The sequence below is a fragment of the Wolbachia endosymbiont (group A) of Epistrophe grossularia genome (genome assembly GCF_947251435.1).
GTDB lineage: Bacteria > Pseudomonadota > Alphaproteobacteria > Rickettsiales > Anaplasmataceae > Wolbachia > Wolbachia pipientis.
This window is the reverse complement of sequence record NZ_OX366363.1, coordinates 738,052-757,406: the sequence shown is the minus strand read 5'-3', so window position 1 is coordinate 757,406 and position 19,355 is coordinate 738,052. Positions and strand designations below refer to the sequence as shown.

The 19,355-nt window shown below is 33.8% G+C and carries 15 protein-coding genes, 1 tRNA gene and 2 pseudogenes; 17 read left to right on the top strand and 1 reads right to left on the bottom strand.

The genetic code is table 11. The features are described from left to right. Positions 1-46 precede the first annotated feature (46 nt). The 17 genes and pseudogenes from OPR28_RS03620 (at position 47) to rnc (ending at position 18,368) form a co-directional block, all read left to right on the top strand. On the top strand, positions 47-1,285 hold the full coding sequence (locus OPR28_RS03620; protein ID WP_265023523.1) for a hypothetical protein: 1,239 nt from the start codon (positions 47-49) through the stop codon (positions 1,283-1,285). A 112-nt stretch (positions 1,286-1,397) separates the two neighbouring features. Further along, complete coding sequence (locus OPR28_RS03615) at positions 1,398-2,690, top strand: sugar phosphate nucleotidyltransferase (RefSeq protein ID WP_265023522.1); 1,293 nt, start codon at positions 1,398-1,400, stop codon at positions 2,688-2,690. 128 nt (positions 2,691-2,818) lie between these two features. After that, a complete protein-coding gene (locus tag OPR28_RS03610) occupies positions 2,819-4,027 on the top strand; it encodes a hypothetical protein (protein ID WP_070357004.1) in 1,209 nt (402 codons plus the stop codon). Between the two features lie 280 nt (positions 4,028-4,307). Continuing rightward, on the top strand, positions 4,308-5,537 hold the full coding sequence (locus tag OPR28_RS03605; RefSeq protein ID WP_006279924.1) for a lipoprotein-releasing ABC transporter permease subunit: 1,230 nt from the start codon (positions 4,308-4,310) through the stop codon (positions 5,535-5,537). Then, positions 5,530-6,261 (top strand): hypothetical protein, encoded by a 732-nt coding sequence (locus tag OPR28_RS03600; protein WP_038250643.1) that lies wholly within the window; start codon positions 5,530-5,532, stop codon positions 6,259-6,261. Before OPR28_RS03605 ends, OPR28_RS03600 begins: the two co-directional genes overlap by 8 nt. Then, positions 6,258-7,478, top strand: coding sequence for a hypothetical protein (locus OPR28_RS03595; RefSeq protein WP_006279922.1), 1,221 nt, complete (start codon positions 6,258-6,260; stop codon positions 7,476-7,478). The genes OPR28_RS03600 and OPR28_RS03595 overlap by 4 nt, the downstream gene beginning before the upstream one ends. An 88-nt stretch (positions 7,479-7,566) precedes the next feature. Further along, a pseudogene (locus tag OPR28_RS03590) lies at positions 7,567-8,224 on the top strand (IS5 family transposase); the annotation flags it as partial. 350 nt (positions 8,225-8,574) lie between these two features. Then, positions 8,575-8,724 (top strand): annotated as a pseudogene (locus OPR28_RS03585) (transposase); the annotation flags it as partial. 195 nt (positions 8,725-8,919) lie between these two features. After that, positions 8,920-9,792 (top strand): ATP synthase F1 subunit gamma, encoded by an 873-nt coding sequence (atpG, locus tag OPR28_RS03580; protein ID WP_265023521.1) that lies wholly within the window; start codon positions 8,920-8,922, stop codon positions 9,790-9,792. A gap of 18 nt (positions 9,793-9,810) precedes the next feature. After that, the gene (locus tag OPR28_RS03575) at positions 9,811-11,145 is read left to right on the top strand and encodes a TldD/PmbA family protein (protein ID WP_265023520.1); all 1,335 of its coding nucleotides are present in this window, start codon (positions 9,811-9,813) and stop codon (positions 11,143-11,145) included. Between the two features lie 174 nt (positions 11,146-11,319). Continuing rightward, entirely contained in the window at positions 11,320-11,571 is a 252-nt protein-coding gene (locus OPR28_RS03570; RefSeq protein ID WP_006279919.1) for a cold-shock protein, read from the top strand. Between the two features lie 35 nt (positions 11,572-11,606). Continuing rightward, the gene (locus OPR28_RS03565) at positions 11,607-12,833 is read left to right on the top strand and encodes a DEAD/DEAH box helicase (RefSeq protein WP_010963123.1); all 1,227 of its coding nucleotides are present in this window, start codon (positions 11,607-11,609) and stop codon (positions 12,831-12,833) included. Positions 12,834-13,036: 203 nt separating this feature from the next. After that, positions 13,037-15,343 carry an AAA family ATPase gene (locus OPR28_RS03560; protein ID WP_265023519.1) on the top strand — a complete coding sequence of 769 codons (2,307 nt, stop codon included), beginning with the start codon at positions 13,037-13,039 and terminating at the stop codon, positions 15,341-15,343. A gap of 64 nt (positions 15,344-15,407) precedes the next feature. Beyond that, a complete protein-coding gene (locus OPR28_RS03555) occupies positions 15,408-16,304 on the top strand; it encodes a class I fructose-bisphosphate aldolase (RefSeq protein ID WP_038228077.1) in 897 nt (298 codons plus the stop codon). 5 nt (positions 16,305-16,309) lie between these two features. Next, positions 16,310-16,381: transfer RNA gene (locus OPR28_RS03550), tRNA-Cys, on the top strand. Between the two features lie 130 nt (positions 16,382-16,511). After that, positions 16,512-17,579, top strand: coding sequence for a quinone-dependent dihydroorotate dehydrogenase (locus OPR28_RS03545; RefSeq protein ID WP_265023518.1), 1,068 nt, complete (start codon positions 16,512-16,514; stop codon positions 17,577-17,579). Positions 17,580-17,669: 90 nt separating this feature from the next. Next, positions 17,670-18,368 carry a ribonuclease III gene (rnc, locus tag OPR28_RS03540; protein ID WP_253303709.1) on the top strand — a complete coding sequence of 233 codons (699 nt, stop codon included), beginning with the start codon at positions 17,670-17,672 and terminating at the stop codon, positions 18,366-18,368. Positions 18,369-18,706: 338 nt separating this feature from the next. Here the strand turns inward: rnc and OPR28_RS03530 are convergent, their stop codons facing one another. Next, positions 18,707-19,249 carry a hypothetical protein gene (locus tag OPR28_RS03530; RefSeq protein WP_006279913.1) on the bottom strand — a complete coding sequence of 181 codons (543 nt, stop codon included), beginning with the start codon at positions 19,247-19,249 and terminating at the stop codon, positions 18,707-18,709. Between the last annotated feature and the right edge of the window lie 106 nt (positions 19,250-19,355).

Here is a 19,355-nt window from a genome sequence, read left to right as displayed (position 1 = left end):
GTTTTATTATTGAACTATAGCATTATAGCGATTTTGGTTTGACAATATGTTTGAAGCATTAAAAAAGGGAGCAATAGATCTTACACTTAAAGCAAAAGGTCTGCTTACTTCACCTGAATCTCAAGTTTGCGTCGAAGACCTTAGAAAGGTAATGATGTATGATGGAAGGAAATGCCAGTATCCAAAAAATTATGATCAAATTGTACAGTCTGCTAAAATCATAGAAAACAGGGATATGCATGGAAATGCTATACTAGATAAAGATAAAAATCCAACCTATAAACTTTTGTATGGTCAAAAAGATGAGAATGGAGAACAACCAAGTTTCAGATTATCTTTAGTTACCAAAGATAAAGATAATGATAGATCTTATTTTACTATCAATTATATAGACAATCAGGGTAAGCAAATTCCGATAAATGAGTTGCATAAGTCATATTTTGAGCCATTAGGCTTTTCGAGAATGGATTTGAAAAAACACGTGCCAATTTTTGAAGCTGAAAAAACTAAGGATCCTCAATATCCATTTGAATTAACTAATTCTTCTGTGCTAACTAAAGAGGTAAAAAATAAAGAAGGTAAAGTTCAGGAAGTTGTTGATGAAAAAGGAAGAAATGGAGAATTATTATACACTAGTGATTACAAGAAGCTAAGCACCCATTTTTCAGAAATTAGAGATCAGAATGGTAATCTAGAGCTAGATAAAAGTCTTATATCTGTTCCTATCGTTTTTGCTACAAGCTTGGCTAAAGTTTGTACTAAATTGTTGACTTTTCTTCCTATAAAGTTAGGGGAGCATTTAATAAGCAAACAAAACCCAATTGCAAAGTCTTTTGGCTATCTTTTGTTCACCCCTGCGATGGCAGTGAAGAATTCAGTAAATATGGTAGCTACCATACTTAAGGCTCCAGTTTTATTATTTGTAGCGGATAAGAAAAAGTATGGTGATGCTTACTTCACTATGTGGAAACACCAATTGAAAGGATGTTGGGAAGAAGCAAAAAGTGACTTTAATGTTATTAAAGGTGAAGAAAGGCTAAAGCCGGATCATGGGAATCGTGATTCACTAGTGGGCACATGGGATGAGCTTAACGCTAGAAGGCCAAAGAAACAAGGGGATGATAAAGAAGTTAGCAAGAGTAATGAAATACTAAAGAGTCCTGAGGAAGAACAAAATAAGGGTAATGAAATATTAAGTGATAAAAGAAAAGGTCATGTTGAGGAATTACAAAATAGAAGAAATTCACAGCAAGGGCAAGGCGCTACACATGATCACTCTCATTAGCAATTACTTTAAATCAACATTTACTTTCTTTATTAACTATTCCACAACAAAAACTTGCATGTATTTTGCCCTCAGTATAAGATATTAATTATTTAATTAATATCTTAACTAAATGCGCCCTGTAATATTGTGTGGTGGTAGTGGTAGCAGACTTTGGCCTTTATCTAAGCCAAAGCAATTTCAGAAAATATCTAGTCAGAACACTATGTTTCACAACACTTTGTTGAGGCTAAAAAGCGATTATATGCCGCCCATAATTGCTACAAATATACAGTACGAGTCATTAGTGATGGAGGAATTGCATGCACTGCAAGAATATAAAGTGATTTTCGAACCAGTGAAAATTGGAACAGCAGCGGCAATATTAATTGCTGCACTTCTCTGCAATGAAAACGAGACAATGTTAATTCTGCCTTCAGACCATTTTATAGGTGATTTGAATAGTTTTTATGCTTCTACTCAAAAAGCGTCTAAGTTAGCCTCTGAAACTAACTCTATAGTCACTTTTGGGGTTAAGCCTCATGAATTCAATTCTGAATACGGCTATATAAATGCAGTATATGATCAGAAAGAAAAATGTCATATAGTGAAAGATTTTACAGAAAAGCCCGAGCGTAAGTTAAGTAACGATCATTATTGGAACTCTGGAATATTTGTGTTTAGAGCAAAACGCTACATAGATGAGATTAAAAAATCTGCCCCGAATCTTTACAATTTATGTTTTAAATATTTCACACCGCAAGAGAGATTTCTGTATTTAAAACAACGAGATTTTGCAGGAATTGAAGGCATATCCATTGATTACTTGGTGATGGAGAAAGCAAAAAACGTTGCAATGATAGAAGCTAATTTCGATTGGTTGGATGTTGGAACTTGGAATTCAGTTTTAGAATTGAGTGAGAAGTTTAGTAAAGAACCGGCATCATTTCAGCATGTGATTAGAGAAAAAGAACCAGTTTCAACGACAGAAAGTAATAAAAATTTATTGAGTGGAGCTTGTAAGCAACCAAACAAAAGTCTAATTTCATTTATTCATAAAGTTAAGAAAGTAAAGGTGATAAGGAAAGAAGTTAAACCATGGGGATTTTGTAGTATAATTTTAATGAGCGAAAATTTTCTTATAAAATATCTTTTTATCAATCCATTAAGCTGCACTTCTAAGCAATTCCATCACTATAGAGATGAATACCATATAGTGCTATCAGGAGTTGGATATGTTAGTTTAGAAGACAAAGAATATGCTATAGCAAAGGACCATATGATAGAAATCCCAAGGGAAGTTTCCCATAGGATTGAAAATAGAAGCACAAGCTTTCCACTTGAAATAGTTGAATTTCAGATAGGAGAGCATTTATCTGATAATGATATAGTGAGATTGGATGATGTATATGGAAGAATATGGTAACGCCATAAATGCATTTGTTGGCAATTTATAATATGGGTATAGCTGCTTTATGTAAAAAATAATATTTACTAAATCTTAATATTTTAAACCTATACCCATATTTTAATAAATAATGAGTTGTAATTAATATGAAGGATCCATTTAAAAGTGACAATTATAGAGAAAATCTCGGTTTCCTTAAAGAAGCTATAAAAGCAAGAGATGAGTTAGTAACTATTAGACATTATAATAAAACGGTAAGGGATTTATCTCAGGCATTAAAGCGTTTTACAGATAAGGCAGAAGATGTAGCTAAGTTTGTTATACGTAGTGACTCAATTGATTATGTAAAATCGATGAATGGAAAGCCATCAGGTCTTAAGATATTAAAGGAAATATTGAATAGAATCTCGGGAAGAAATGTTCCAGTTAAGAATATAAGTAGTTTTATTGATAAATTACCTCCTCCTACTTCAATGACAATCTTTGAATATCTAGAGGCTTATCGTAAAATTTCAGGTTTGGAGCAAGTTGAAAGAGGAAATATTGCAATAGCTCCAGAAAAGCCAGAACGCAGTTTTCTAAAAGAAGATAGACAAGTAGAAGTTAATTATAATGATTCAGGCCATGGAAATTCATTAGATGAAAAGCCTGGATACAAAGAGATATCAAATTATCAAGAGAAGAAGAGTAAAATTTTAACAGAAAATTCACAAAGTTCAAAATCGCCTAGAGAAGAGCTAATTTATGTAACAGTTCCTAAAGAACATATGGAAGCAAAAAGAGAACTTAAACAAAAACAACAATCTAAACCTCCAATATTGCCAAAACCATCAATAGCACCCCCATTGCCAAAAAAAATGTTTACTGCTGGTCAAGAAGTTAGACAAAAACCAAAAGTAGTAGGAACTGTTCCTAAATCAACTAAAGATAAACCTGAATTACCACTAAAACTTAAAAAGTTAGGTCATACTGATCAAAAATCAAGCACAAAGCTAGAAATGGTAGTATCTTCTATGGAAAAAGAAATTAATTATAATATCGATATTAAAGTACAAGAGATAAGAAAAAAATTCAAACAAAATCAAGCAAAAGAAAGTCCTAATGCGCAAACTATTGAAAGCAGGACCCCTCCTGTTGCACAAGTGAATATAGATGTGGAGAAAAAAACTAGGCCATCACCAAAAGTTGCTTCCCAATCTCGCTTATTTCCAATGAGGGATGAAATATCTCAGATGAATCCCTTATCAGCAAAATCTGATCCGAGACCTCATGTTAGCAAAAATGCTCTTCTCACAGATGTAAATGTAAAGCAACTAGTTGTACAATTTGAAAATTATGGAAGGAAAGAATTATAACTTATTGAATAAACCCAATAATATTCTTGATTTTTTCTATGTTATAAAAGCACAAGCTCTCCACTTGAAATAGTTGAATTTCAGATAGGAGAGCATTTATCTGATAATAATATAGTGAGGTTGGATGATGTATATGGAAGATTTTGAAATTCTAATGTTAAAGATACTCTATAAGTCTGCTAAATTTAAGGAAGCAAAAATCTCTAGTTTTTAAATAAAGAAAAGTCTACAATTATACGAAGTTTCAAAAATATAATGTCTAACCTCAAAATATTTTGTAATGTCCATTGCCTTTGAAATTACTATGGCTGCTTGCTATTTGCGAGCAAGAAATGCCAGATTTTGCTCTATAATGACTTTGTTCTCTATTATCGGCATTGCCCTTGGAGTTGCAACACTAATAGTGGTGATGTCTGTGATGAACGGATTCAGAGCAAAGTTGCTTGACTCAATACTTGGCATTGATGGCCATATTAACGTTTATTTTGATAGGAACATAAATTCAGATTACTACGCAGTTTCAAAATCTATTGAGAGAATTCCTGGTATATTAAAAGCTACTCCTATGACCAATGATCAAGTTATTATTGTAGCAAATGGTAAAATTGCAGGTAGCGTAGTGCGAGGTGTGTCAACTAAAGATTTGCTTGATAGTACTGCCGTTACAAATAATGTAATTATAGGTGATGTAAAAAAATTTGATGAAGGGATAATAATAGGAGCACGCTTAGCAGAAGTTTTGAACATTGACTATGGCGACGAAATTACGTTTATATCATCTGAAGAATTTGATGCATTACTTGGTGAAATGCCGCGAATGAAAAAATATAAAGTTATAGCAATATTTGATATGGGTATGTTTGAGTATGATAATACCTTGATATATATGCCTCTAAAATCAGCACAAGCCTTTTTTAATTATAAAAATAGCATAAAAAATATAGAAGTACTTGTAGACGACGTTACTAGAGCTGATAAGCTGGCAGATGCTATAGAAAAAGAAATAGGAATGGAAGCTGAAAGTTGGCAATCACAGCAAAGCCATTATTTTAGTGCTTTAAAAACTGAAAGAAATGTGATGTTTTTAATTCTCACTTTGATTATAGTTGTAGCAGCGTTTAATATTATCTCAAATTTAATGATGATAGTGCAAGAAAAGAAATCCGCGATTGCAATTATGCGTACATTTGGTGCAACAAGTGGAAGCATTATGCGTATATTTTGCGCTTGTGGTCTATTAATCGGTTTTACGGGAACTTGTCTTGGCTGTATTATAGGTGTCGTTTTTTCTCTCAATATCGAAAGCATTAGAGTGTTTTTAGAAAACATTACTAACGTCAAGCTGTTTGATCCTATGATATACTTTTTTTCAAGTTTGCCAATGATATTAGTTCCTCAAGATGTAGTGAACATTTCTGCACTTGCATTATTCTTATCATTTTTAGCGACAATTGCTCCTGCATTGCAGGCAGCTGCACAAGATCCTGCGGAGATACTACGTTATGAATGATACTCAGCAAAAGTACATAGGTTGGTTCTTAATTGTATTGTTATTTACCGGTTACATCACAATAAATAACATAATCTTTTTAAAAATAAATCAGCAAGAGAGTGAAAACAATGTGAAAGCTTTAACGGAAAACATGGATGAATTTAGAATGTTGCTTGAAGTTAATCAATCTAGAATAGAAAAAAAGATATTTGACCTCAAGAGAAGTCAGCATACTCAATGTGAGCAAGGTGATAATAACTCAAGATGTAAGAACCTTGCAAAATTGCTATTACTTGTGGTTAAAATGAAGAATTCGTTATTGCGAGAAGCAAAATTTGATAACCATATAAATTCAATAAAGCCTTTGATATCAGAGCTTGACGATCCAGAGATAGAAAATGCAGTAGATGAATTAGAAAATTTGAAAGAGATAAATACCTTACACGAATTGAAGTTATCTTTTGAAAAAACTATTGATACTATCGATTACAACAAAAGTACATTGTCTAAAAAAATCATTTCAAACTGGATAAAGGTAGACGACCGAAATGATCCATTAAGAGTAAAATTCGCAGAAATTGAGGAGTCAATAAATGATAATGATTGGCAAAATATAACTGTTACAGTAAGCAATTTAACGCATTCAGAATTCAAGCCATGGCTGAATAAATTGAATGGTTTTATTGTAGCTTCTAAGAATATTTCAACAATATATCATCACTTATTACAATATATCTCATGATTTATTTTATAATTTTCGCTTTTTCGTTTTTATTTGGTATATGGGTCAAGGTAAGTGGTGAAGTAATAAAATTGGAATTAGGCAATTACACTATAAGTATTGATCTATATTTCATTATTTTTACTTGTGTAGTTTTATTATTTTTATTAATTACACTTGTACGCTTTTTTTCCTCCATTTCATCAACATTTGCCAACATAAGAAATAGAAGAAGGGATAGGGAAGAATTGCTTCTCTTTGAAGCTTTCTTTAGCATAGACTTAGACAATATAGAGAATGCCCAAAAGCTAGTTAAAAGTCTGAGTGAGGAGAGCGATAGGTTGTCTTTAATAAAGCTCTTTAACTCAGGTAAGACGGGAAATTACAGCTTTTTCAGTAACGGTTTAACAAATATTGCAAATAAAAATCGTAACTTAGCTCTACTTCTAGCCAATAAGCTGATTGTCCACCTCAAACAAGAAAAAGTAGTCTTTCAAAAATTTATAGAATATTGCTCTAGTTCAATTAACGATAAAATGCTATCTATTCCCTTTCAAATAGAGCATGGCATATTGAAAGAAGATTGGATTAATGCAATTTTGAGGTTGAAGGAAGCAGTTAAGTCCAATATTTTTCTCCCCTTTGATCATAAAGAAATGTTTGCAGTGTTTTATTGCGCTTTAGCAAAGCAATATGAAAGTAAAGGAAATTTTAAGGAGGCTATAAAGTCTTTATTTAGAGCACAACGTTATAGTGCAATTTTTCAGCCCATCAATTATTTAAAGGCAGAATTATATATTAAACTTGGAAAAATCAGAAAAGCTTCTGCAGTGCTAGAGGCAGAGTATACAGTAAATCCTACTCCTCAGTCAGCTAAAATGTACATCAATTTAAATAGTAAAGGTGCTGAAAGACTATACAACTTACGCCCTGATTATTATTTTAGTTACTGTTTACTTGCTTTGTCCTCAATGAGTTCAGGTAAATATGATCTTGCAAGTCAATATTTAGACACTGCTATGAAAAAAGCTAATTACATGTCAATCTACTTTATTGTAATACAACTCAAGGTTACATTGCAAGAACACGACAAGGTAATTTATTGGCTAAACAAGATGGGCTCAGAAGCTTTGCCTGATCCAGGCTGGAAGTGTAAAAATTGTAACAGGGAACTAGAACAATGGGATCATAAGTGTTCAAGTTGTAATAGTTTTAATTGTGTTTATTATATATTATAAAATTCCACAAAGTGTAGAAATTACCATTAGAGGTTGTCCACAAACCAAGGAATACGTAGTATATAAAGAAAGAATATTGAGGTAAGAGATGAGGAAAAAATATCCAACAGATTTAAGTAAAAGGGAATGGGCAAGAATAGAAAAACACTTCAGAGTATCGTACAAGAAAGGAGGAAGGCCACCAAAATACAGTAAGTGTGAGATAGTAGATGCAATTCTTTATATACTGCGCACAGGATGTCAATGGCGCTATTTACCACACGATTTTCCGCCGTGGAAGGCTGTGCATGAACAGTTTAGAAGATGGAAAAAGCAGGGAATTTTTGAGAAAATGAACTATGATATCACTAAATATAGTAGGTCAAAAATGGGAAGCCGAGCGCATGCATAGTGGACAGTCAATCGGTAAAAACCACGGAAAAAGGTGGGTCAAAGGTTATGATGGTGCGAAAAAGGTAAAGGGGAGAAAAAGACATATAATCACAGATACTCAAGGATTTGTGCTTGGTTGCTATGTAGGAGCTGCAAGCGAAAATGACAGAGATGGGGTGAAGATGGCATTGGACAATATGAAGGAAAAATACAGCAATATTAAGAAAATGTGGGCTGATATGGGATACCAAGGAAAAGATTTAAAGGATTACGTAAAGAGAGAATATGGGATAGATATTGAAATTGTCAAAAGGCCTCCATGTAGGTTTTGGGTGCATAAAGATACACCACTAGAACTATTGCCACAACGGGATGGCTTTGTTGCATCGCTACTTATGAAAGGCTAACTATAGTTAGGATTATAAGTAACCTATTGAAAATCTTGTTTTTTTGCAATCAATCTGATCAAATTTAAGAATAGTAATTTATTATTTACATTAATAAATTTAATTCTATTGAAAATAGCTAAAGCATTGAAATTCTTGAATTTTAGCCGGATTAGTGAGTGGTAGTGAAATTTCTTTTACTCAAATTTAGGTATTCACTGACCGTTCTTGTTATAAATACCAGAATAATAAGCTACTGATATTCTCCATCTTTTTTATCTTTAATCCATCATAGCTAGCGATGCAACAAAGCCCAACGGGATCCTGGATTTTCAGTACAGCCGAGAAGGTGGGTGGTAGAGAGGACTTTTGCTTGGATCAATAGAAATAGAAGGCTATCAAAGGAGTACGATTTACTTACAACATCTACTGAAAGTTTCATATATCTGGCTATGAGTAAAGTTATGTTAAGTAGGGAATATGCTTGATTTACTGGTTTGTGGACAACCTCTTAGGCTACTTTCACATTGATATTGCTGAAGTTAGAGCACTTTCTTAATATAATCCTTATCTCCAAACAATAAACCTGCAAGTTTCTTAGCTAGACTTGGTCTTAATGTCAAAAAAACTTGCTTTTAGACACTAACAGTTATATATTTTAATAAATCAGGGTTGTATACAAAATGAAGAGCTTAAAGGAATTATCCTTAAGAATTAAGAATATTAAATCTGTACAGAAAACCACGAAAATAATGCAAATGGTTTCTGCAGCAAAGTTGTTACAAAGCCAAAAGAAGTTATTAAATTCAAAATTATATGTATCTAAGCTGCATAACATTATTTCTTCATTAATGCTATCAGTTGATCAAGAATTACTGGCAAAAATTCTAAATGTCAGTAACGACGGTTCTTACCTAGTATTCATTGTTGCGTCTGATCGTGGCTTGTGCGGCAACTTTAACTCTTCTATTGTCAAATTTAGTCAAGAGCGTGTAAATAAGTCAATCGCAAATGGCAAAAAAGTAGATATTGTATTTCTTGGTAAAAAAGCTTTTGATGTAGGTAAAAATAGATTTGACTCTAAAAGTATCTTAAAAATTGAAAATAGTAAGGGAATCACGTTAAAGCACGTAGAAGCTTTGGTTGATGGTATAGATTTAAGTAAATACGATAAAGTTAAAGTTTTTTATAGTAAATTCTATAATACCTTCACGCAAAAACCAATGTTGGAAACAATAAAACCATGGAGTAAAGACTCATCCTTGATTGATAGCTCTCTGGCTGGTCCAACAATAGATTACGGCTATGAGTATGAACCACAAAATATTGAATTTATTTTAAAATCTTTGGTTCAAGATTACGTTGTAATTGCTCTTTACTCTGCTTTACTTGAAAGTGCAACGAGTGAGAATAGTGCTAGAATGGTTGCTATGGAATCAGCAAACAGAAACACTAAAGAGATACTGAACAAATTAGCATTGCTTTATAATCGTTCTCGTCAAGCAGCGATTACGACTGATTTAATTGAAGTTATAGGTGGTGCAGAATCTTTATAGAAATCTAAGGAATAGAAAATGAATATATTAAATATTGCAGCAGATATTACTAAACTAATAAAAAAGCAAAATCAAGATGCGGAAGTTATAATATATGAAACTAATAAGACTTCAGTTTCTCAGCGTCTATCAAAAATTGAGCAAATATCACAATCTAAAAATTGCACTGTAGGAATCAGAGCTATAGCAGGTAAAAACAAAGCTGCGTATATTTCTACAAACGATTTGAATAATCTGAGTGATACAGTAAGCCAAGTGGTAGAAATGGCAAAGAATGCGCCAGAAGATCCTTGCATTAATTTTGCTGTAAATGGTAGTAATTATATCTCTTCTGCAGATTTAAGTATCTCAGATAATAATGTTGTAACCGTTGATAACCTAAAAGAAATTGCTGAAGCTGCAGAAAATTCAGCCCTTGCACATAAGAGTATCACTAATTCTGAAGGAGCCTCTTCTTCATACGCTTTAGTGAATACAGTATTATCGACTGTTTCTGGTTTTATTGGCTCGTTTAGTAAATCAACCTTTGCTAATCAGGTCTCTGTTGTTGCTGGAAGAGAAAGTGAAATGAAGGTTGGTTACGATTATGATATAGCATGTAATTTTAGTGATTTAAAGTTGCCAGAGTTAATGGGAAAAGAAGCAGCAAAAAGAGCAGTTGATCAATTGAATTCACGTACAATGAAAACTGGTAAATTTCCAGTTATTTTTGAAAAAAGAGCAGCAAAAGGGCTAGTAAAAAGTTTTGCTTCTGCTATAAATGGGAGCAGTATTATAAGCAACAGTTCTTTCTTGAGGGGTAGTTTAAACGCTCAGATTTTTAACGATAGAATTAATATTATCGATGATCCATTGTTGCCAAGAGGCATAGCATTGAGACCATTTGATGGAGAAGGGATAACTAGCAAGAAAAATATATTTGTAAAAAACGGAATATTACAAAATTGGATTTTAGACTTATACTCGGCTAGAAAATTAGACTCAGAAACAACCGGAAGTGCAACTCGTGCAAGTAATGCTGCAGTTATTCCTGCAGCTAGTAACCTCTACATTGAGAATGGTGATGTATCGTTTGAAGAATTAATTCAGGAAGTGAAAGAGGGAATATATGTAACTGATTTATTTGGTTTTGGTGTCAATTTAATCAATGGCGATTACAGCCAAGGCGCTTCCGGATTTTTTATAGAAAATGGAAAAATAACGTATCCAATACATGAGATTACCATTGCTAGCAATTTGAAGGATATGTTTAGCAATTTAGTCGTTGCAGATGATCTAACTTTTTGTGGGCAATTTAATTCACCAACGATTAAAGTTAGCGAAATGACGGTTGCAGGTTCGCTTAACGATTAAAAAATTTATTTGCATCAAGTACAACAATTGTGTATTATTGTCATGTAATGTTAAGAATAGACTATGGAGTATAAAGGTTTAGTTTCAATAGCTAAGCTTAAAGCATTCTCAATCGTAATTTCAAAGTTTTTCATCACATTAGTAATGTTAGTTAATAATTTAGGAGTTGTTTAAATGGAATTTGGTAATGTAAAATGGTTTAATGCCGAAAAAGGCTATGGTTTCATCAAGCCAGAAGGTAAAGGGGGTGACGTTTTTGTACATATTAGCACATTGGAACGTTCGGGAATAAGACCTGAGGCACTTAAAGGAGAGAATAAAGAGAAGGGAATAAAAGGAGAAAGGGTGAGTTATGAGGTTAAAGAGGAGCGCGGTAGAAACGGAGAAGATAAAAAATCTGCAATAAATTTAAGATTGGAAGATTAATCTATTATGAAGTCTTTTAACAGGATTAACGTATTGTGAATAATTTTCATGAGATGGGTCTCCCAGCTTCGCTTAGACAAGCTCTAGATAAAAATAATCTTTTCGTCCCAACTCCGATTCAAATACAAGCGATTCCCTTAGCGCTACAAGGTAAAGATATTCTCGGATCTGCTCAAACGGGGACTGGAAAAACTTTAGCATTTGCTATTCCGTTGGTTGCTAAGTTGCTGAATGAGCCTAACACTGGTTCAGCTTTAGTCATCGTGCCAACCAGAGAGCTTGCGCATCAGGTAACAAATGAGATAAGAAAACTCTTATCTCAAAATTCTGCACTAAGGGTCGCTTTGTTGATTGGTGGTGAGCCTATTTTTAGGCAGCTAAATCAGCTTCAGAAAAAACCACAAATTGTAATAGGTACTCCTGGTCGTATTATAGACCATATTGAGCGTAAAACTTTGATTACTCGCAATGTTAGCGTTCTTGTGCTTGATGAAACGGATCGTATGTTTGATATGGGCTTTGGAGTTCAGATTGAAGAAATTATGAAGCATTTGCCTAAAATAAGGCAAACTCTTATGTTTTCTGCAACTCTTCCTGGAGATATAGTAAAACTTGCTGAGAAGTACCTTAATCGACCAGAACGTATTTCTGTTGATTGTGAGGCTACAACTTCTGTAAAAATTAAGCAAGAAATTGTTTATGCATCAGAATCAGAAAAATATGAAAAGCTTGTTACACAACTATGTCAGCGCGAAGGATCAATCATTATCTTTGTCAAAACAAAGCGAGGAGCGGATCAGCTAGCTAACAGATTGCACAAAGATGACTATAGCGCTTTAGCAATTCATGGTGATTTAAGGCAGCACAAGCGCGAAAGGGTCATTAATTCTTTTCGTCGTGGCCGTAATCAAATCATGGTTGCAACAGATGTTGCTTCTCGCGGCCTTGATATTCCCCACATTCAACATGTTATCAATTATGATGCACCACAATCGCAAGCTGACTATATTCATCGTATAGGTAGAACTGCACGCGCTGGAGCTGAAGGGTATGCGCTGTCTTTTGTTACACCTCAAGATAAGAGAAGACTGCCTGCACTGGCAGACAAAGAAGGAGAGCTAAATTTTGATTGTAGTGTGCAATTTAAAAAACGTAACAGCAAAAAGGTCTTTAAAAGGCCAAGTACGTTAAAGACTAAATACGGTAGAAAAAAGATCAATGCATTTAAGAAGAAAAGCAGAGTACTAGAAAAAGCGTATTAAATAGGATTTACCTACAATTTGATAAGCGTAAAACTCGTCATTCCGCTACTCATTAGCGGAATCTATGCTGAGATATTGCGGTGCTATGACGTAGATCCAGAGTGGGATTCAAATTGGCTACAGCGAACTGCTGGATTTCAATTTTTTTAATAATTGTGTGCTATTCATTATATATGAGTTCCCACTTTTAAAGAGAATAGGAGATGATTTCCAAAAACTTAGAGGCAAGTTTGAATAGAGCACTATTCATTGCTTCTAATTTTAATCTTAAATATGCGAAAGTAGAACATTTATTGCTGGCGTTAACTAAAGACGTGGATGTAAATTACGTTTTATCAAGATGTAATATCAGAGCCGATGAAATCATCAGTATGGATAACATTCTATCAAGATGCAATATTAAGGCTAATGATTATAATAATAATATAAAAGGGTTTTTACAAAGCAGTTCTGAATTGATTATCAGTGGAGTTAAACCTAGCTCAATGTTTCAATGCATAATACACAGAGCAATAATACGGGCTCATAGCTTGGGGAAAAAAGAAATAAATGGAGCAAGTGTTCTAGTAGAAATTTTGTCTGGGCAAGATTTATACGTTGAAGATCTATTGCAGAAACAAAGTGCGAAAGATTCCAATTTGATTTACCACATATCTAACATGAAATACTCTAACGATATAGATGAATACACCACTAATCATAAAGTAAAACTTGATAAAAATAATGATGCTCCTACTACAGTAAATAAAGGTGAGCTACTAAAAGATGAGGAAATTCTACAAAGTTATTGTAAAAATTTAAATGACTATGCAAGAAGCAAAAAAATAGATTATGTTATTGGTCGTGATTATGAATTAAATCGCACTATAGAAATATTATTGAGGCGTAGAAAAAACAACCCTTTATATGTTGGAGATCCAGGTGTTGGCAAAACCACAATAGTTGAGGGTTTGGTACTCAAAATCATTGAAAACAGTGTTCCAAGTGCGCTCAGGTCCAGTATAATTTATGCTTTGGATTTAGGGTCACTCCTTGCAGGGACACGCTATAGAGGTGATTTTGAAGAGAGAATAAAATCTATAATAAAAGCGATTGAGGCAAAACCAGGTGCTATCCTTTTTATTGACGAAATACACACTATCATTGGAGCAGGTTCTACAAGTGGTAGCTTTCTTGATGCAGGTAACCTACTCAAACCTGCGCTTGCAAGAGGTACACTGCGTTGTATAGGTGCAACCACATATAGAGAATACAGCGCTAGTTTTGAAAAAGATAAAGCACTAGCGAGAAGGTTTCAAAAAATTAATGTTAAAGAATCTTCTGTTAATGAAACGATAAAGATACTAGATGGTATAAAGCACTACTATGAAGGGTATCATGGAGTATATTATACAAAGAATGCCATTAGGTCTGCGGCTGAACTTTCGCATAAGTATATTACTGGGCGAATATTACCTGATAAAGCGGTTGATGTTATTGATGAGGCAGGGGCATATTGTAAATTGCTAAGAAACAGGGGTAAAATTGTAAATAGTAGAGATATTAAGAATACCATTACTAGAATTACAAATGTGCCTTGCGGATCTGAATCTGATGATTTGCAGAAAGTAAAGTCTTTAAAAGCTAATCTAGAGAAGGTGATTTTTGGCCAAGAGCAGGCAATAGAATCTCTTGTTAGTTCTATTAAAATTGCTAAATCTGGGTTGAGAAATTACAATAAGCCTTTAGCAAATTATCTTTTTGCAGGACCAACCGGTGTTGGTAAAACCGAGCTAGCAAAACAATTAGCAGAAAGCATGGGCATGAATCTTATACGCTTTGATATGTCCGAATATATTGAATCTCATACGATATCAAGGATGATTGGTTCTCCTCCTGGATATGTAGGTTATGATCAAGGTGGATTACTCACAGAGTCTGTATCTAACAATCAATATAGTGTTGTGCTGCTTGATGAAATTGAAAAGGCTCATAGCGATATCTATAATATATTGCTACAAATTATGGATTATGGCTGCGTTACAGACACTTACGGACGTAAAGTTAACTTTTCCAATATAATTTTAATTATGACAACTAATGCAGGAGCAGTTGAACGCAGCAAAAGTTTTGTTGGCTTTGGGCATAAAAATTTTAACATTGGTGATAGTGAAAAAGCGATAGAACAGGTTTTTAGCCCTGAATTTCGTAATCGTCTTGATGCGATTATTTCTTTTTCCGACTTAAGTACGGATGTGATTTTGCATATTGTGGATAAATTTGTCCTAGAACTGAAAAAGCAACTGACACAAAAAGGCATAAACTGCTTAGTAGAGGATGAAGTGAAATCTTATCTTGTACAAATGGGTTATAGTAAGGAAATGGGAGCACGTCCGATAGAGAGACTTATTGAAAAAGAGATAAAAAGTTACTTAGCGGAAGAAATACTGAATCGTAAATTAATAAAAGGAAAGAAATTAAGAATCTATATGAATAAAGTAGAAAATAAAATTGCTTTTGATATAGTTTAAAATCCTTGTATTGAACTTCATCTTTGTTACAATCTATAACTTAAATTCAATTTGAATTATAGTGATAAGTGATAAAGTAAAACAAGTCCTAAGCTACTACGAAAGTGAAAACCCTGGGGTAAAAGCAAATCTTACTCGTATTCTCATGCATGGAAAGCTTGGCGGCACTGGCAAGTTAGTGATTCTGCCAGTAGATCAAGGATTTGAGCATGGTCCAATTAAAAGTTTTGAAGTTAACCCTGATGCTTATGACCCACATTATCATTTTCAGCTTGCGGTTGATTCGGGAGTAAGTGCATATGCTGCTCCACTTGGTATGATTGAAGCTGGTGCTGCAACTTATGCTGGAATGCTCCCACTTATTTTGAAACTTAATAGTTCCAACTCTTTACATTCAAAGGATCTAACCTCTGATCAGGCAATAACCTCTTCTGTGAAAGATGCGCTGCGTTTGGGATGCTTAGCTGTCGGATTTACTATATATCCTGGTTCTGCTAAGTGTTTCGATATGATGGAGGAAGCCCGTGGAATCATAGCTGAAGCCAAATCTTATGGGCTTGCAGTAGTGCTATGGTCTTATCCACGCGGTGAAGGGATTTCCAAAGAAGGTGAAACAGCAGTTGATGTTATTGCCTATGCTGCGCACATGGCAGCTTTGCTTGGCGCTAATATAATAAAAGTAAAACTTCCAACTAAATATTTGGAAAGGGAGAAAATAGAAACAGAAAATATTGAATCATTATCTAAAAGAATTGAATATGTTAAAAGGTCTTGTTTTGCAGGGAAAAGAATAGTAGTTTTTTCTGGTGGTGAATCGAAGGAAGTAGATAACATATACAATGAAGCGAAAGAAATTAAGCAGGGTGGCGGTAATGGTTCAATCATTGGACGTAACACTTTTCAACGCAAAAGGGAGGAGGCTTTATCTATGCTAAAAGATATAATGGATATCTACACATAAAAAACGGCTGGGTGGCAGAATGGCTTATGCGGAGGACTGCAAATCCTTTTATACCGGTTCAATTCCGGTCCCGGCCTCTTTCATTCTCTATATCTTGTAAAAGTTGCTCAATTCAACAGTAGCTTTAAGTGTGTAACCTATAGAGAAAGCTTATCCATAGTAAAATCAATTTCTTTTCAAGTTATGGTTATACTCTTATAGCGTTTCATGGTAAAAAATAAACTAAAAATAAGCAAAGTGTTTTACAAACGTAATTTACTATTTTTACTACCGCCCGAAGTTGCTCACTCTTTGGCAATTATGGCATTAAAGAAAATACCTTATAAGAATCCTATAGAGCTACCAGAATCTTTGAGTGTGAATTTTTTTGGTAATAAGCTCAGAAGCCCCGTAGGTCTGGCTGCAGGTTTTGACAAGAATGCAGAAGTTATAAGGCCTATGCTCTCATTTGGTTTTGGGTTTATTGAAACTGGTACTGTAACTCGTAATCCACAATATGGAAACAAAAAGCCAAGAATTTTTCGGTTAATTAAAGATCAAGGGGTAATTAACAGATTGGGATTTAACAATAAAGGAATAGACTATTTTCTTAAACAAATAGATGAAACCAAGCTTGATGACTGCATTTTTGGCATCAACATAGGAAAAAACAGTACATCAAAGGACCAAATCAGCAATTATGTTGACTTAATAAAGATAGTATATGGAAAGAGCAATTATATAGTGCTGAACATCTCATCCCCAAACACGCCTAATTTACGCAATCTGCACAATAAGCAAGAATTATCGGAATTGTTGAAATCCGTAACTCTAACCCGAAAATCAATTGATAATTCTAAATCCATACCAATAATATTAAAAATCTCACCAGATGTAGATCAGCAAACGAAAGAAAATATCGCTGAGCTTGCGTTGGAATATAAGATTGACGGATTAACAGTAAGCAACACTACGGTAAGTAGAGATAATCTGCATTCTCACCATAATGAGAGTGGTGGGTTGAGTGGCAAACCGCTGTTTAAACTTTCAACCGAGTTATTGGGCGATATGTACAAATTTACTAAGGGCAAAATATTATTGATAGGGTGCGGAGGAATCTCAAGTGGTGCTGATGCATATAAAAAAATAAAGGCGGGAGCTTCTTTGGTGCAGTTGTACACTGCTCTCATATACCACGGACCTCAAGTTGTAAACAAAATTAATCTAGAACTTGCAGAACTAATAAGGAGAGATGGATTTAGTAACATTAGTGAGGTGGTGGGTTGTATACATTAATTTTGGAAGTTGGTGGTATTATTTTAATAAAATAAAACTAATTCTCTGGTATAAAGGTGGTAGAAAGTGCTTTTCTTTTAAATAATGGGTATGAAGAGTTTGAATGATGCAATATCTAAGATCATTGATTATAAATTTACAAATTATGCAATATTAGAAGAGGCACTAACTCACCCAAGCGTAAATAAAAGGAATAGCAAAAACCAGATCGTAAGCTACGAAAGACTAGAGTTTTTGGGCGACAGTGTTTTGAATATGGTCGTATCTGCCATACTGTTTAAACTATTTCCTGAAGAAAAAGAAGGAGCATTGGCAAAAAGAAAGACGGATTTAGTTTGTGGCAACACCATTGCTAATGTTGCTAAAGAAATAAAATTAGGCAACTTCATTATCATGAATAATAGTGAACGCTGCAATGGAGGAAGATGTAACTTAAAAAATTTAGAAAACTCGCTTGAAGCACTAATAGGTGCAATTTATGTTGATGGCGGACTTGAAAATGTTGAAAAATTTATTATCCAATATTGGGAAAAGCTAGCTAAAGGCATGCTTGACCCCCCTCAAGATCCTAAAACCTCACTGCAAGAGTGGACTCAGAAAAACAAATTGCCTTTACCAGAGTATGAGCTTGTAAAACAAACTGGACCAGCGCACAATCCTGAATTTACTATATCAGTTTGCATAGAAGATTATGGTAAAGTTTCTGCATGCGCTTCTAGTAAAAAGATTGCTGAACAAAAAGCTGCTGAGTTGATGCTAGAAAAAATTGGAAAAGACGCTTCAGTTTAGGCAAAATAGGCATTAATGTAAATTTTAAGGAAGCTAATAGCGTTTAGGGTAAATGGTCAATTTAAGGAGAAGCATAGTATTATTCATAAAAAAGTTGATCTACCAAAAATCAAGCCTTATGTAGTGGAATATCAATGGCTGTTGTCGGAGATGCGGAAAAAAAGAAGTAGCAAGTTACCAAAAGGTGTTATGCCAGATACATTTGGTCCAAGAGTTGTTTTGTGAAGTTGACAGAGTCAAGGAGAATGAAAGTTTTAAAAAATAGCATATTTTTTAATTATAAAAATTTGATATTAACTGTTGTTGGTTGATTGAGTAAAAACCAGTGAATGGTCACGTTAAAACATATTTTTAAATTTCTGCCAAAATCCTGGTTTATTATCATTAACCTTTGTAAATGTTATATTTAAACTGTATTTCGGATCATTTGGCACGTCGTATTTTATGCTAAATGTTGAAACTTTATCGTTATTGTAAATATGTACATCATCATATGATAGCTTTGTTGTGTAACACTTTACATACTTTTGCTTATCATGCACTAAATCACCTGATTCCCTTTCTAGTTCCACAAATTTCGTTTTTTTCTGACATTCCTTCATTTTTATTAAATCCTTATCTAGTGATATTGAAACTGGCAACGTATTTCCAGCATATTCTTTAGCTAAAAGTTCACTTTGAGGATACATTTTTATTTCCCTGCCAAAATGTGAGTCTATGAAATTATTACTCCAAAATTTATCGCCAGAATGCACGTACTCATCAGTAGCATACGGCACCCCACCATAATTGCATTGAACTTTGTAATCTCCAACACCGTTGTTTTGAAAAAAATCATGAATAGCAGTGTAGCTACCGGCAGCATCATTTATATAATCCATTACTTTATTCCTTAAATTTTTAGTTCATTATATCATAATCATTATGCCAATCAATCAAAAAAGCTCTCCCTTGCTGTTTTTAAAACTGATTTTGAGCAAGCGCTCT

Excerpts from the sequence above, each read along its gene's own strand:
- OPR28_RS03620 (WP_265023523.1), top strand. The coding sequence starts at position 47 with ATGTTTGAAGCATTAAAAAAGGGAGCAATAGATCTTACACTTAAAGCA.
- OPR28_RS03615 (WP_265023522.1), top strand. The coding sequence starts at position 1,398 with ATGCGCCCTGTAATATTGTGTGGTGGTAGTGGTAGCAGACTTTGGCCT.
- OPR28_RS03610 (WP_070357004.1), top strand. The coding sequence starts at position 2,819 with ATGAAGGATCCATTTAAAAGTGACAATTATAGAGAAAATCTCGGTTTC.
- OPR28_RS03605 (WP_006279924.1), top strand. The coding sequence starts at position 4,308 with ATGTCCATTGCCTTTGAAATTACTATGGCTGCTTGCTATTTGCGAGCA.
- OPR28_RS03600 (WP_038250643.1), top strand. The coding sequence starts at position 5,530 with ATGAATGATACTCAGCAAAAGTACATAGGTTGGTTCTTAATTGTATTG.
- OPR28_RS03595 (WP_006279922.1), top strand. The coding sequence starts at position 6,258 with ATGATTTATTTTATAATTTTCGCTTTTTCGTTTTTATTTGGTATATGG.
- atpG (WP_265023521.1), top strand. The coding sequence starts at position 8,920 with ATGAAGAGCTTAAAGGAATTATCCTTAAGAATTAAGAATATTAAATCT.
- OPR28_RS03575 (WP_265023520.1), top strand. The coding sequence starts at position 9,811 with ATGAATATATTAAATATTGCAGCAGATATTACTAAACTAATAAAAAAG.
- OPR28_RS03570 (WP_006279919.1), top strand. The coding sequence starts at position 11,320 with ATGGAATTTGGTAATGTAAAATGGTTTAATGCCGAAAAAGGCTATGGT.
- OPR28_RS03560 (WP_265023519.1), top strand. The coding sequence starts at position 13,037 with ATGATTTCCAAAAACTTAGAGGCAAGTTTGAATAGAGCACTATTCATT.
- OPR28_RS03545 (WP_265023518.1), top strand. The coding sequence starts at position 16,512 with ATGGTAAAAAATAAACTAAAAATAAGCAAAGTGTTTTACAAACGTAAT.
- rnc (WP_253303709.1), top strand. The coding sequence starts at position 17,670 with ATGAAGAGTTTGAATGATGCAATATCTAAGATCATTGATTATAAATTT.
- OPR28_RS03530 (WP_006279913.1), bottom strand. The coding sequence starts at position 19,249 with ATGGATTATATAAATGATGCTGCCGGTAGCTACACTGCTATTCATGAT.